This is a genomic window from Streptomyces sp. NPDC050448, from assembly GCF_040655295.1.
Taxonomy (GTDB): Bacteria; Actinomycetota; Actinomycetes; order Streptomycetales; family Streptomycetaceae; genus Streptomyces.
In genome coordinates this window covers 178,949-192,590 of sequence record NZ_JBFAJR010000005.1, presented here as the reverse complement: position 1 = coordinate 192,590, position 13,642 = coordinate 178,949, and the positions used below count along the sequence as shown (strand labels likewise).

16 protein-coding genes are annotated in these 13,642 nt (G+C 68.0%); 6 read left to right on the top strand and 10 right to left on the bottom strand.

Annotation, left to right across the window (positions count from 1 at the left end):
• Positions 1–162 precede the first annotated feature (162 nt).
• The 4 genes from AB0I68_RS09285 to AB0I68_RS09270 form a co-directional block, all read right to left on the bottom strand.
• Complete coding sequence (locus tag AB0I68_RS09285; protein WP_363176596.1) at positions 163–1,455, bottom strand: hypothetical protein; 1,293 nt, start codon at positions 1,453–1,455, stop codon at positions 163–165.
• A gap of 283 nt (positions 1,456–1,738) precedes the next feature.
• On the bottom strand, positions 1,739–2,929 hold the full coding sequence (locus AB0I68_RS09280; protein ID WP_363176595.1) for a S8 family peptidase: 1,191 nt from the start codon (positions 2,927–2,929) through the stop codon (positions 1,739–1,741).
• 77 nt (positions 2,930–3,006) lie between these two features.
• On the bottom strand, positions 3,007–3,420 hold the full coding sequence (locus tag AB0I68_RS09275) for a GNAT family N-acetyltransferase (RefSeq protein ID WP_363176594.1): 414 nt from the start codon (positions 3,418–3,420) through the stop codon (positions 3,007–3,009).
• A gap of 110 nt (positions 3,421–3,530) precedes the next feature.
• Positions 3,531–4,229: a 4'-phosphopantetheinyl transferase superfamily protein gene (locus tag AB0I68_RS09270; RefSeq protein ID WP_363176593.1), complete on the bottom strand. Its 699-nt coding sequence runs from the start codon at positions 4,227–4,229 to the stop codon at positions 3,531–3,533.
• Positions 4,230–4,302: 73 nt separating this feature from the next.
• Between AB0I68_RS09270 and AB0I68_RS09265 the strand changes: the two genes are divergently transcribed.
• Positions 4,303–5,073, top strand: coding sequence for an alpha/beta hydrolase (locus AB0I68_RS09265; RefSeq protein ID WP_363176592.1), 771 nt, complete (start codon positions 4,303–4,305; stop codon positions 5,071–5,073).
• A gap of 62 nt (positions 5,074–5,135) precedes the next feature.
• Here AB0I68_RS09265 and AB0I68_RS09260 read toward each other — a convergent pair whose 3' ends face one another.
• Complete coding sequence (locus AB0I68_RS09260; RefSeq protein WP_363176591.1) at positions 5,136–5,660, bottom strand: hypothetical protein; 525 nt, start codon at positions 5,658–5,660, stop codon at positions 5,136–5,138.
• Positions 5,661–6,036: 376 nt separating this feature from the next.
• On the opposite strand from AB0I68_RS09260, the gene AB0I68_RS09255 reads away from it, so the two are divergent.
• Complete coding sequence (locus AB0I68_RS09255; protein ID WP_363176590.1) at positions 6,037–6,510, top strand: phospholipase; 474 nt, start codon at positions 6,037–6,039, stop codon at positions 6,508–6,510.
• Positions 6,511–6,618: 108 nt separating this feature from the next.
• On the opposite strand, the gene AB0I68_RS09250 is transcribed toward AB0I68_RS09255, so the two are convergent.
• Positions 6,619–7,389, bottom strand: coding sequence for a methyltransferase domain-containing protein (locus AB0I68_RS09250; RefSeq protein ID WP_363176589.1), 771 nt, complete (start codon positions 7,387–7,389; stop codon positions 6,619–6,621).
• 71 nt (positions 7,390–7,460) lie between these two features.
• Here AB0I68_RS09250 and AB0I68_RS09245 point away from each other — a divergent pair, with 71 nt between their 5' ends.
• Both AB0I68_RS09245 and AB0I68_RS09240 read left to right on the top strand, forming a co-directional pair.
• Positions 7,461–7,694, top strand: coding sequence for a hypothetical protein (locus AB0I68_RS09245; protein WP_363176588.1), 234 nt, complete (start codon positions 7,461–7,463; stop codon positions 7,692–7,694).
• Between the two features lie 325 nt (positions 7,695–8,019).
• Positions 8,020–8,856, top strand: coding sequence for a DUF4231 domain-containing protein (locus AB0I68_RS09240; protein ID WP_363176587.1), 837 nt, complete (start codon positions 8,020–8,022; stop codon positions 8,854–8,856).
• 184 nt (positions 8,857–9,040) lie between these two features.
• Here AB0I68_RS09240 and AB0I68_RS09235 read toward each other — a convergent pair whose 3' ends face one another.
• Both AB0I68_RS09235 and AB0I68_RS09230 read right to left on the bottom strand, forming a co-directional pair.
• Complete coding sequence (locus AB0I68_RS09235; RefSeq protein ID WP_363176586.1) at positions 9,041–9,961, bottom strand: hypothetical protein; 921 nt, start codon at positions 9,959–9,961, stop codon at positions 9,041–9,043.
• Positions 9,962–9,993: 32 nt separating this feature from the next.
• Positions 9,994–10,461 carry a hypothetical protein gene (locus AB0I68_RS09230; protein WP_363176585.1) on the bottom strand — a complete coding sequence of 156 codons (468 nt, stop codon included), beginning with the start codon at positions 10,459–10,461 and terminating at the stop codon, positions 9,994–9,996.
• 481 nt (positions 10,462–10,942) lie between these two features.
• Between AB0I68_RS09230 and AB0I68_RS09225 the strand changes: the two genes are divergently transcribed.
• Together AB0I68_RS09225 and AB0I68_RS09220 are read left to right on the top strand one after the other, a co-directional pair.
• The gene (locus AB0I68_RS09225) at positions 10,943–11,410 is read left to right on the top strand and encodes a GntR family transcriptional regulator (protein WP_363176584.1); all 468 of its coding nucleotides are present in this window, start codon (positions 10,943–10,945) and stop codon (positions 11,408–11,410) included.
• On the top strand, positions 11,407–11,979 hold the full coding sequence (locus AB0I68_RS09220) for an HD domain-containing protein (protein WP_363176583.1): 573 nt from the start codon (positions 11,407–11,409) through the stop codon (positions 11,977–11,979). Before AB0I68_RS09225 ends, AB0I68_RS09220 begins: the two co-directional genes overlap by 4 nt.
• Here AB0I68_RS09220 and AB0I68_RS09215 read toward each other — a convergent pair.
• A complete protein-coding gene (locus tag AB0I68_RS09215) occupies positions 11,967–12,440 on the bottom strand; it encodes an NUDIX domain-containing protein (protein WP_363176581.1) in 474 nt (157 codons plus the stop codon). The two genes, AB0I68_RS09220 and AB0I68_RS09215, sit on opposite strands and share 13 nt — an antisense overlap.
• A 2-nt stretch (positions 12,441–12,442) precedes the next feature.
• On the bottom strand, positions 12,443–13,201 hold the full coding sequence (locus AB0I68_RS09210) for a helix-turn-helix transcriptional regulator (RefSeq protein ID WP_363176580.1): 759 nt from the start codon (positions 13,199–13,201) through the stop codon (positions 12,443–12,445).
• Between the last annotated feature and the right edge of the window lie 441 nt (positions 13,202–13,642).

Sequence of the window (13,642 nt, the reverse complement as noted above, 5' to 3'; positions counted from 1 at the left end):
GTCGATGGCGAAGGGGCGGGGGGGGGGGGGGGGGGCGCGCCGCGCCCCCGCGGGGGGGGGGGGGGGGGGGGGGGGGGGGGGGGGCGCGGGGGGGGGGGGGGGGGGGGGGGCGGGCCCGCGCCCCCCCCCCCCCCCACCCCGGGTTGCGCTGCTCCTGCCGGATCAGGCGATCGAGAAGGTGACGACCGTCTGGTAGGTGTCGGCGAACATGAACGGCGGGAGCTGGATCATCCCGGCGCCGCCGACGGCGAACTCACCGCCGGTCAGCTCGTCCCCGCCGGCGGCCTGCGAGGCCACCTTCATCGGGGTCTCGGAGATCGCGCCGGGCGTGCCCGCGGTGCAGGTGCTCGGGCTGTCCGGGTTGGTCACGGTGCAGGACGGCTGGATGCCGATCTGCGCCTTCGCCATCGAGTGGCCGGTCGTCTGGTTCAGGAACGGCGTACGGGTCGCCGTCACGTCCCAGCCGAGCGTGCCGCCGCGGAAGTCCTGGACGGTCGCGGCGTTGAACACGCCGACCACCGACTGGGCCTTGCCGTTGATGGTGACCGAGGGGAAGGCGACGGCCGGCTGGCCGTCCTTCGGGCCGAGTGCCAGCGGGCCGGGGAGGACCTCGATGTCGACCGGGTTCTTCACGCCCGCCTGGTCCTCCAGGTACACGAAGGACTTGTACGGGGTGACCGAGCCGTCGATCTTGAGGGCGTCGGCCTTCTTGGTGACGGTGATGTTGCAGGTGGCGGCGCCGGTCGCATCCGCCGTACCGGTGCCGGTGTCACCGGTCGCCGCGCCCGCGAGGAGGGCGGAGCAGGTGACCGGGCCGGCCGGGAAGTTGGCGCCGCCCACGACGACGGCCGTGCCGGCCTTGCCGCTGTTGGGCGTCAGCTTGGTGGTGACCGGGTCCTTGGGCAGGGCCTCGACGGCGACCGAGCCGATGGTGGCGCTCGGCCGGGGCGCCGGGGTGCAGGTCGTGGTGAACACCGAACCGCTGAGGTCCGCGTCGGTGACCGCCAGGTCGAGCTTGATGTCGACCGTGGTCCCCTCGGTGCCGTCCGGGATCTTGACGGTTCCGGAGAAGGCCTTCGGGTCGAGCGGGGTGCCGGCGACGACGCTGACGGTCTCGGGCGGGCTGGTGACCACCTGGGTGGTCGCCCCCACCTTGAGGGTGATCTTGGTGGTGTTCACCGTCGTGACGGAGAAGCCGGGGACGAGCGGGCTCGCACCCGGGTCGATCGTGATCGGGACGACGTCGCCGGCCTTGGCCTGGCCGGGCACGGTGATCGTGTAGTTCTGGTTGCCCGAACCGTCCGCCTGCGGTGCCGGGGCGTCGCAGTTCTCGAAGACGGGGGTGGTCACGGTCGCCGCCTGTGCGGTGCCGGTCAGTCCCACCACGCCGCCCGTCAGCGCGAGGGACAGGGTGCCCACCCCGGCCAGGACTCTTCGTCGGAACGTTGTACTCACTGGGTCGCGACTCCTTCGTCAGACGAACCCCTCCCCCCACCCGCTGTGTGGGGGAGGCCGAGCCGGTGCGGTGGCCGACATTGACGCGTCGCGGTGATGAGAAGTCAATGACTTGCTTTCGCCCGAAGCACACAGAAATTGATGTCCCATCAGGTCAGGGTTGACGGGGTGCGGAACGGGTGGGATGGGTGGGGTGCCGACAGGCGACTGACGAGGTCACATGGCGATCCGGCCGGCGGCGGGGGAGCGGGGACGCCGACGGCCGGGCGGTGGGGCGGGCCCGCTAGGGGGCGGCCGCCGGGACGTGCAGCAGCAGGTTGGCGGTGCCGGCCGGGACTCCGGTGAGGTGGTCCGGTACGGCGCCCCGCACCAGCGCGTCGGAGACCTCGGCGGGGGTCTTGGCGGTACCGCCCGCGGCGAGGCCTTCCGCGAGGATCAGCGCGGCGACGCCCGCCGCGTGCGGGGCCGCCATGGAGGTGCCGGAGGCGCGGGCGAGGGCGGTCGCCCCGCCCTTCCAGGCCGAGGTGACGGACACGCCCGGCGCGGCGAGGTCCACGCAGCTGCCGCGGCTGGAGAACGGAGCCCACTGGTCCGCGGCGTCGGCCGCGCCGACCGTGACCGCCACGGGGACGGCGGCGGGGGAGCCGGTGCAGGCGTCGTCGGCGCCGTTGCCGGCGGCGACGGTGAAGGTGATCCCGGCGGCGACCGCCCGCGTCACCGCCGCGTCCAGGGCGTAGCTGCGCGTGCCGCCCATGCTCATGTTGGCCACGGCGGGGGTGCCGGGGGCCGCGGCGGCGTCCTTCACCATCCACTCCAGGCCGCCCAGGATGGACGTCAGGGTCGCGGACCCCTTGCAGTTGGCGACCTTGACGCCGACGAGGGAGACCCCCTTCGCGACCCCGTACGTCGCCCCGCCCAGGGTTCCCGCGACGTGCGTGCCGTGGCCGTTGCAGTCGGTGGAGCTCTCCAGGAACACCCCGTTGTAGCCGACCCGGGCCCGCCCCCCGAACTCCTGGTGCCCGGTGTTGATCCCGGTGTCGACGACGTACGCGGTGACGCCCCGCGCGGTGGCGGCGTACGTGTACGAGCCGTCGAGCGGGAGATCGCGCTGGTCGATCCGGTCCAGCGGCCAGGGCGCCGGGCTTTGCGCGTCGCTGATCCGGAACTCGGCGTCCGGCTCCACCGAGGCCACCCGGGGGTCTGCGGCGAGGGCCGCGGCGCGGGCGGCGGTGGTGCGGACGGCGAAGCCGCTGAGGACGGTGTCGTAGACGGCCCCCACCTGGTCCCCGGAGCCCGCGGCCTCGGCGGCCAGGGCGCCGGTCGGGGCGCGGGAGGCGGTGTCCTTGAGGACCACGACGTACGGGGCGGTGGCGGTTTCGGCGCGGTCGGCGGCGGCGAGTGCGGGGTGCGGCGGCAGGGCGGTGGCCGCCGCCAGCAGGGCGGCGGCCGGGAGCAGCGCGGTGAGTGCGGTCATGCGGCGATGCTCGGCGAGGTGCGGGCCGGGCGCGCGGAGGGTGCGCCGAGTGGGCGCACGACACGCCACCGGACGGATTAGCCGGAGAGGGGCCAGCCGCGCATGGCGAAGACGGCCTCGTCGCGGGAGCCGGCGGAGGCGTAGGTGGCGAGGGCGGCCTCGTTGCCGGTGTCGACTCCCACCCACATGCCGTAGCAGCCGCGCGCCTTGGCCTCGGCGGCGAGGGCCTCGGTCAGGGCGCGGCCGATGCCGCGGCGCCGGTAGCCCTCGTCGACGGAGAGCTCGTACAGGCACATCTCGGTGCCCTTGTCGGGGTGGTTCATCTCGACCCCGGAGACCATGCCGGCGGGGATGTCGTCGACGTAGGCGATGAGCATCAGGTGTCCCGGCGCGCAGAGGAAGCGCTCGGACCAGTCGAGTCGGGCGGGGCCGTCGAAGAGCCCCTCCGCGGCCTGGAGTTCGGCGACGGTACGGGCGGGGCGGATGTCCATGGCCGCCACGATAATGGGCGCATGACCAGCGGCGACCGTGATTTTGACACGGCGTGGCGAACGTCGCCGCGGGCGCCGCGCCTCGATGTCGGCGAACTCGTGCGTGCGGGTCAGGTGCGGAGGGCGAGGGCCGCCGCGTAGGCCGGCGGCGCCGGAAGGTCCGTCAGGTGCCAGCCCGGGACGGGCGCCGGGTGGGGGCCCGAGCCGACGTACGGGTCGGCCAGGCCCGCGGCCAGGCCGGTGCCCGTGCCCTTGAAGTAGGCCTCCTTGCGCGACCACAGGCGGGCCAGCGCCCCCTGCCGCTCCGCCGCGGGCAGCGCGGAGAGCTCCGCGATCTCCGCCGGATGCAGGGTGTTCAGCACGTCCTCCACCGCCGCCGCGCTCGGGATCCCCTCCACGTCGATCCCGACCGGTGCCCCCGCGAACGCGAGGTACGCGAGGTCGTCACTGTGCGAGAGCGAGAACTGCACCGCGCCTCCCGTCACCGCCGGCCGCCCGTGCGGGCCGTCGCAGCACGGGCAGTCCTCCCGGACCAGGGTGACGTCCTGCGGGGCCAGCCCGAGGTAGCCGCCGAGCAGCACCCGCAGCCCCACGTGGGAGGCGAGGTACCGGTGCCGGTCCCCGGCCCGCAACAGCCGCCTGGCCCGCTCCCGTTCGTTCGCGTCGAGGAGCGGCAGCGCCTCGTCGATCCGGTGGCCGCCGACCACGTCGAGGGTGGTGTCCAGGGACCACACCGTCACGGCCGTCCCCGTCGGGACCGCGCCGGTCTGCGGCAGGTCCTCGCCGAGTCGGTTCACGTACGTACTCACCCGACGAGGGTAGACCAGGTGCTCGAGGCGGCCCTGGTTAGTCTCGTCCTCTCGTCGATCAAGGGAGCGCAGGATGCGAAGTGCCGCCGTCACGCCGGAAGATGACCGGATCCGCTGGGTCGAGCTGCCCGGTGAGGAGCCCGCGCGGGTGTACGTGCACGGGCTGGGATCGACCTCGCCCGCCTACTTCGCCGCGAGCGCCGTGCACCCGCTGCTCGCGGGCCGCCGGTCGCTGCTGGTCGACCTGCTGGGGCACGGGCACAGCGACCGGCCCGAGGGTTTCGCGTACACCCTCGAAGCACATGCCGACACCCTCGCCGCCGCCCTCGACGCGGCCGGTGTCCGCGGGGTAGAGCTGATCGCCCACAGCATGGGCGGCGCCGTCGCCATCGCGCTCGCCCACCGGCACCCCCGGCTCGTCTCCCGGCTGGTGCTCGTCGACGCCAACCTGGACCCGGTGCCGATCGTCCCCCGCACCGCCGGCAGCAGCGGGATCGCCTCCTACACCGAGGAGGAGTTCCTGGCAGGCGGCTGGGCCGAGGTACGCGACCGGGTCGGTGCGCACTGGTGGTCCACCATGCGGCTGGCCGACCGTACGGCCCTGCACCGCACCGCCGTACACCTCGCGGCCGGCACGACGCCGCCCATGCGCGAGCTGCTGCTGGAGCTGGAGATCCCGCGCAGCTACCTGCTGCCCGCGGCCGACGGGCCCCTCGCCGGAGCCGAGGCCCTGGAGGCCGCCGGGGTGTCCGTGGTGCCCGTCCCGGACTGCGGGCACAACATCATGCTCGACAACCCGGAGGCCTTCGCCCGGGCCACCGCGGCCGCACTCACCCGCGACTAGAACGGAACCGGAACCGGAACCGGAAGCGGAAGCGGAAGCGGAGCCGGAACCGGCCGCGGCTGCTAGCCGCGGCTGCGTGCGTGGGCGGCCGCCGGGCTGCCGTCCTGCGTCTTCGCCCCCGGCGAGGGGGTCCCGTCGGTCCAGGCGTAGACCTGCTTGCCGCGCACGGCGACCTGGTACTGGTAGAAGTCCCGGCACTCGGGCCGTTCCTCGGCCCGGGTGCCGTGCGGCCACCACTTGGCGCTCAGCTGCCGCCCGCCCAGGTCCTTCGGCGTGCCGGCGGTGCACTGCGGGCCGTCCAGCGGGGTCGCTCCGAGCGTGAAGCGGATCAGTCTGGCCTCGCCGGTGGTGCGCACGCGTATGCGTATGTCGGTGGCGTCCTTGGGCACCCAGGACGGCAGCGTGTAGGCCGGCGCTCCGCGGGTCGGCGCGTCGGCGGCGGTCGCGAAGTGCTTGCTCTTCTCTTTGAAGACCCGGTCGTTGATGGAGTCGGTCAGCGGGTTGGGCGGGAGATTGGGCAGCGCGAAGGCGGCGGTGGCGAGGACTCCCACGATGGCGGCGGCGATGGCGAGGGGACGGCGGTTCATGTAATCCAGTCTCGGCCGTCGCATCCCGCCGCGCGTCCCTCCGCAGGACGAACCCTGCATCTGCCGGAAGTCTGACACCGCGTCCTACCTGAGAGCTGCCTGGCCCGGTCCGGCCGGCCGGACCAGGCCCGCCGCACAGCCCGCCCGAGCCCGCCGGAGGCCGTCAACGCGCAGTGACACCAAGCCTGCCGGCGCCCCCTGCGGGCCAACTGACGGAAAGGACGCGGTCCTGACCCGCCGGCCAACCCGACACCGGAGCGGCGAGTGGGCGTTATAGCGGTGTTATGGGGCGGCAATAGGACGTGCCCCGAGGGTGGACCCAGACGCCGTACCGGGGGTTACCCCGGGCGGCCCCCCCTCGTCCTGGAGGAATGTCATGCGCCGACGTCTCGCTCCTGTCCTCGCATCCGTGGCCGCGGCCGGCGTACTCGTCTTCGCGTCCCCCGCGTCGGCGGCCCCGGCCGACAGGCCGCAGGTGCTCAGCAGCTGGACGCAGACCAGCGCCGCCAGTTACAACGCCTGGGTCGCGGCGCGCGGCAACCAGGGCAATTGGGCGGCGTACGGCTTCGACTGGTCGACGGACTACTGCTCCTCCTCGCCCGACAACCCCTTCGGGTTCCCCTTCCAGACGGCCTGCGCCCGCCACGACTTCGGCTACCGCAACTACAAGGCCGCAGGTGTGTTTCCGGCCAACAAGGCTCGGGTGGACGACGCCCTCTACGCGGATCTGAAGCGGGTCTGCTCGGCGTACTCGGGTGTGAAGAAGACCTCCTGCGACAGCACCGCGTGGACCTACTACCAGGCCGTCAAGGCCTTCGGTGTTTCCCCGGAGGACGCGCCCGCCGCCTGAGCCGTCCCGTGATCAACCCTGTCCCCCCTTGATCTCCGGTCCCGCCCGCACCCCCGTCGGGCGGGACCGGTCACGTTCTGCGCTCCCTTGTGCGCCCCCTTCTCGCGTTCACACGTGCTCCGTACAGTGCCGCTTCGGCCAGGGCGCCCGCGCGAGGCTCAGCTCGACCACGTAGTGCTCGGTGAGCCGGCCATCGGGGAACAGCACGTGGAGCCGGTCACGCTCGGCGGCGAGGAAGTCATCCGTACCGGGTGCGCCGATCAGGAAGAGGGAGTGCGTCGACAGCTTGGCCAGGTGGGCGTCGACCGTGATCCGGCGCGACCAGCGCAGCAGCCGGGTGGTGAACTCCACGCCGTCCTGTGAGCGGGGGCGTTCGTTGATGTACCAGCCGGGGCCGAAGCCCTTCTCGATCCGCGCCTGCTGGTCGGCGATCCACCCGACGCCGACGTCCGGGTCGTTGGACCAGACGGCCAGCGCTCCGCCGGGCCGCAGCACGCGCAGGGCCTCGGGGACGGAGCGGGCCGGGTCGGTCCAGTGCCACGACTGCGCGTACGTCAGGAGGTCGAGGGAACCCGACGCGAACGGCAGCCGGTCGCCGTCCCCGCGTACGAGCGGGACCCGCGGGTTGCGGCGGCGGAACTCCGCGGCCATCCCCTCGCCCGGCTCGACGGCGACCACCCGGGCCCCTCGGGCGTGCAACAGGGCCGTCGCGATACCGGTCCCCGCCCCGACATCGGCGACCCGCGCCCCGGCGAGCGCGAACCCGGCGAGCTCCTCCACGGCGTCGAGGAGCGCGGCCGGATACGAGGGCCGGTGGTCGCCATACCGCCCGGCCGCCGAGCTGAACGAGCGGGCACGGTCACGGGATCCGTCCGTCATCCCCCCATCCTCCCGCAGGTGCACACTGGGTGGCACCGAAACGGCGTCGAGAGGGTGGGGTTGAGGGAGCAGTGGCCGGACTCGTCTACTTCCGAAAGGTCTTCGAGGGCGCGGAGGCGGTCCGGTACGCATTCGGGGCCGACCCGGAAGACCTGCCGCGCAGCCTGACCCTGGACAAGGGCTCGTGCACCTCCACGGTGGAGGACGGCCGGACCGACTACCTCGCCCTGAAGGCGTCACGGAAGATCAATGCCCTGCACACGGAATCCGGCCACTGGCCGGCCCGCGGCATGAGCGCAAGCTGAGCCTCCGAGCCGCCGCCGACCTGTACGAAAGCCCTCCCCGGGGGGAGGGCTTGGGGTGAGGCGTGAAGAGTGCCCCCGGCAGGACTCGAACCTGCGGCCAAGTGCTTAGAAGAGACCGACTCTGTCGTTCAATGCAACCAGCCTGACCTGCAACTTCTGTCCGGTTACCTTCTGACTTGCACCCACGCCACCGTGCATTCACCGGAGGGAGAACCTCCGTCAGCCGGGCAGCTGAGCCTGCCGGATGCAGCAGGACGCATGATTCGCCTTGCAGAGCTCTCTATGATCGGCGGAGCGATTGGCTGCGCCATGGGGGAGGACAGTGGTGGCTGATACCGGTGCTGCTGCACATGCGATCGAGCGTTTGCTAGCGCAGGATCGAAAGATTCTTGACCTGCGCCAGAAAATTCGACTAGGTCGCTGGAGGCGGTTCACGCTCGTGGCGGTGTTCTCTTCTGCGCCGGCGCTTTTTGTGCTGCTGCTGATCGGCAATATTGCCGCCTGGCGCAAGATCGATCTTGCGCGCATAAATATTGCTTGCGTTCCTATTCTTGTTGCACTCTTGATCATTGCGATTTTAATCCATGCGCGCAGTACCGATCTGGTCTGGATACGGAAGGGCGAATGGGAGGCTGATCATGTTGCGGGCCTCAAGCTGGATCTAGAGCTAGAGATTGAGAGGAAGCGACTCTCGGCGGCCGAGCACACGCTCGCCGCAAATGTTCGTCGGCACGTCTATCGCGAAACCGTGCCGAGCGTGATTGAGCAGTATAGGTCAGAAGGGATGCGTTATCGGCGAGTGCACAACGCTTTCCAAGCTGCGATTATCATCGGTTCCTTGGCGACCTCGACGGTAGCAGGCCTGGCAGATGCGCCGCCACCTTACAAGTGGATCACCGTGGCCACAAGCTTCATTGTCGGAATCTCGGCGGGTTTTACGGGTTATTTCAAATTTCGAGAACGTAGTTTTTATCTGCAGCAGACTGCTGACGCCATCGAAGAGGAATACGATAGCGTCACTCTCGGCGTAGGTAGGTATTCGGCAGGCGGCAACGATGAGGAATCGCTCGTTGAATTTACGGAGCGAGTTGAGACCTTGAAGAATGACCAGCGTAAGCGGCAGCAGCAACTGGATCAGCCGACCGAAAATGTCCAGGCGTGACTGGCTCGCCCTAAAGGCCTTGCGGGACAGCCGTACGGCGCCCCGATCCCGCTCGATCCAGCCTGGATAGGATGCGACCAAATCGGTGCAGCGCCCGCGGACCTCTCTGCTGCCCCGTTAGGCGTTGTTAACAAAACTGCGGCGTCATCCAGATCGCGGATCTCCGTCCTACCTGAGGGACCGATTACGTCTTAGCGGCTGCGTCAGCAGCCCTGAGCTTCTTTATGAGCGCCAGGACCACGTCGCTGTGCTTAGAAGACTCCAATTCGCTCATAACCTTGACGCGAGAGCGATTTGCATCCGGACGGCTGTGCAGCAGCAGATTGAATGTGCATTCTTCTTGGACGCCTGAAGTCTCATCAAATAGGGCGATTTGCAGGTCGATCTCCCGGCAATAGGCTACCGCCAGTGGGGTGAAGTTGTATTTAGCGGTGCGAGAGCCAAACGAACCCATACTCTTAGCGTCCCCGTTAGGTGAGCAAAACTTCATCATGAATTCGTGAAATGTGGGCGAGAGGAGACTTAGCAGGGGGATACCTAGATCCACCATCGTAGAGGTTCGGTATGCGTGAGCCTCCGCCAAAGGGGCGATCTCGTCCCATTTTCGGGGCACGCCGGCCGCCTCCCATAGAAGACTGGCTAGTCGTCCGCAGACGTAGGAAGCCTCTTCCGTGGTTCCCTTTACCGTGGCCGCGAGTGTTTGTTGGCCGAAACTGAAATTATCTATCATCGTGACGCGATCAAGGCCTCGGTATTGGATCCACCCGCCATTGAAGTGGACGATTTGGTCTGTCTTGATTTCGTGAGCCAGTGCCGTAATGTCGGGAACCTGGGGATTTATTGCGGCCACCTTGGAGATGTCGTAGGTGCAATTAAATTCTCGCTCGATTACTTCAATTATTCGACGCGGATCTGCTGTCTCTCTGGGTATCGCAGAAGGCTCGATATTGATCGCCACCGATGCCCAATCTGGAATGATCAGCCCCTGAGCCCTCTCTAGCTCGGCCGACACACTCTTCTCGACTTCTTCAAGAAGGGAGGATGGAGGTGGCGTCTGGGTGATATTATCCGGAGACTCTCCCCAGTTCTGGCTGTTGAGAGACATGGTCGGCCCTCCTGAGAAATCCTGCCGTTTCTCTATGTTGTGGGTTCATCTGACAGATGGTCGACGTATTTTTCTATCGCTTCCAGGCCCAGCAAGCGTCGAAGCTCTCCCTGTATGAGTTCAACTTCTGCAATGCAGTGGATGACGGCCTCTTCGTCCGCCTCTCGTACTGCTCGTAGCAGCCGGGTCAGGGTACTCACCAGGGAATTTTTCGTGTCTTTAGGGAGATAAATTAGCTGGCGCCGAATGAGCTTGTAATCTTCAATGCTCAGCTTTCTTGCCTCCGCGGCGGCCTGTAGGTGGTCATATATCTTTTCGTAGGCGCCGGAACGGAGAGTGGCCGCCGGCAAGATGAAAGAGTTCCACAGTTCTCGTTTCTTGAGAGCGAAATCCATCTTGTGGCGGGCCTGAGCTGCTCGGCTGGACAAATATTGGCTTAGCAGAGCAGCCGCTGCGCCGATTGTTCCGGATGCTATAACCGGCAGTACATTTGAGGACATTTGAACCCTCCCCGTGGGGTGTTGCCATGGGGTGAAGGTGATTCAGTCTTGTCCCGGCGCTAACTTCCAGTAGAAGGTGCATGACGGTAGGTCGCAAGTCGGGTCCGCCTAATTTGGCTCTGTCAGAGTCTTTGCTCAGGAAGCCCGTTCGTCGAGAACGGGCTTCCTCGAAGCCGGTTTGGCAACGCGCGTTCCCGGTACGGGGAGGCGGCTAAGCCGCGGAGCTGGCCGCCCCAGCCCCTGCGGGCCAGCGTCTTGCATCTGGTGCCCCGAAGCGCGGCGCAGACAGGAGCATTGGGTCGCGGCGCTGGAGCCGGGCCGTGCGGGGCGAGCGGTTTTGATGAGGTAGGGAAGGGTTCGCTGCCCTTCGGTCCCCTAGAAGCGCGGAGTGGGCACCGGTACCAGTTGCTGGCTGGCGATGATGGCCCCAGTCGTTTATGCGAGTGTTAACGCCGACGTCTGGAGCAGATAGGGAGATCAAGTGTCGGATCAGGCCAGCCCTCGCGGGACCTTCTTGAGGATCGCTGACGCGCTGAAGACCCAGATCGAGTCTGAGCCGGAGACGACGGAGTTGCCGTCGCTGTCGCAAGTGATGGACGCCTATGGCGTCTCACGGGGCGTGGCGCTCAGGGCGTTTCAGGTGCTCCAGAAGGAGGGGGTAGCCGAGCCGGTGCCCGGTGCTCGGTGGCGCGTGGTCCGCGAAGGGCAGAGTACGGACCGGCGGCCGCTGGCTGAGCGGGTGGCGGCACTCATCGTGTCTGAGCGGCTGGAAGTCGGGGCAGCGTTTCTGAGCGCAGGCGAGCTGTCTTCGCGACTTGGGGCGTCCCGGCCAACCATCAGCAAAGCGTTGACGCAGCTTGAGGCCGCGGGAGTGCTGAGCGAGGGTGGACAGGGCAAGCGGCGAACGGTTCGGGCTGTTCCGAACCAGGAGGAGGACTCGAAGACTTGAGCACCACAACGCTGACGGAATGGGCTTACCCGCTCGCGGAGTCGCTGCTGGCTGAAGAACTCCCGCGCCGGTGGCAGCACTCCCTCGGGGTCGCGGGGAGGGCTCGCAAGTTGGTGCCGATTCTGGGTGCGGACGCTGAGCTGCTGGAGGCTGCGGCGGTGTTGCACGACATCGGTTACGCCTCCACCCTCGCCAAGACGGGGTTCCACCCCCTCGATGGTGCCCGGTACCTCCGGGACACGGCCGGTGCGGACGAGCGGGTGGTGCGACTGGTTGCTCACCACTCCTGCGCGTGGATGGAGGCGGAAGCCCGGGGGCTCCGGGAAGAACTTGAGGACGAGTTCCCGCGTGAGGCCCCTGAGCTGGCCGATGCGCTCTGCTTCTGTGACATGAACACCACCCCGGACGGCGCCCCCACCAACCCCGTGGACCGGGTGGACGAGATCGCTGGACGGTACGGCCCGGACAGCCTGATCGGGATGTTCATCCGCCGTGCGGAGCCCGAGATCCTGCTGAGCTGTGCACGTGTGCACGAGCGCTTGGCCGCGGCCAAGTGTCAGCCGATGTAAGGCGCGCTACGAGACGCATCCATCGCGTGCTCGATGCGCAGGCGCATGGTCGAGTGGATATCCAACGCCGCGAGTTCGGCCGGATCCACCCAACGCACCTGGGTCGTCTCGTTACTCGTACGGATGCCTCCGCCGATCGGCCGGGCCCGGAAGCAGATGCTGAACTGCTGCCGGGCCTCGCCATCGTCGTAGAGCATGACGTGTCCGGGGTCGGTGTAGATCCCTGACATGTCGACCACCTCGGCCTTAATCCCGGTCTCTTCCCAGACCTCGCGCACCACGGTGTCGCTGATCGATTCACCGACGTCGTGGCCGCCGCCCGGAAGGGCCCATCGTCCGTTGTCGGAGCGCTGGATCACGAGCACCTGACCTTCGTCGTTCTGCACGAAAGCCACGACGGAGGGCACGACGGAGTTGGCCGCCGGCGCCTGAGGGTCGTGGAGGTAGTCGATACGTCCCATGCTCATGCTCCCGTGATGTCGTGGTCGGCTACCTGGCGCGCGCCTCCCCAGGTCTGTTCGATGCTATTCGCATACGTGTCGAAGAGACCGCCGCCAGGAAGCCGCCGCAGGTGGAGAACCGGCGCCATGTACGCCCCGATGCCGTAGACGTGGGTGTTCACGAGCATCTCGTCGTCGGCGCGGAAAAGGGAGTTGTACAGGGTCGCGTCGTGCAGCCGGAAGCCGATGTCCGGATGGCTGGCGAAGAGCGGCCGATAGTTCATCAGGGCGTTGCGAATCTTGCCGTTCATGATGCGGTGGCCCTCATCAATGCCGCGCTGCTCAACTGCGCGACAGTCAGGGTCTCCCAGCAGAATGCGTACCTGGGCGTTCCCCTGGACCTTCCGCTTCAGCAGGTCGTGGAACTGCGGGTCCTCGGACAGCCACAGCCCCGAGTACACGAGGACGTCGACGTGCTTCGCAGCGCGCTCGTAGATCTCGCGCCACAGGCCGGTGGGCACCATGTGGCGGTGCGGATAGACCGTAAGGATCTCGGCCTTGCTCAGGTCCGTTGCGCTCTCAACCGAGCGGGAGTCGTTCCACAGGGTCGTGACGTCAACCTTGAGGAACGCGGCCGTGGCGTACTGATGCCGGCGGTACGGGACTTTGTCCTGGGTGATCCAGCGCTCGACCGTCTTCGGATTGACGTCGATCGCTTCGGCGAGGTCCTGCAAGGTCTTGCCCTGTGCCAAGAGGGCTGACCGTAAGCGTTCGTTGGACATCTCCACCCCCGCTGGGACGTCTTGGGATCTCTCGAAGGTAGCCAGATGCCCCGGCAGGTGTCCAGGGCAGGGGTAAACAACGCCCCCTACCTGCACTGATTCTGATGGTGCGCCAAGAAGTTCCGGCGCGAAGCCAAGAGGGTCCGCCAGTGCGCTTGACGGATGCCGATGTGATACCTGTAATAGAGGTACTGCATCGGTCCTCTTGGAGAACTGACTGCTTGGCATGCAACGCCGTGCCCTGAGGCCCCCGAAAGGTCGGCCGAGGGAAGCGTCGAACAACTCCACAGCGTGATCCACCGCAGCAGGACGGCCGTGACCGCACCGGCCGATGCGAGTGGAGACCAGCCGACTGAGAACGGGCCCGCGTCACAACCGGTCCCCACGCCCCGAAGGGGTGACACGCCATCGGCTCTAAAGATCCGCACGGCCAGACATTTG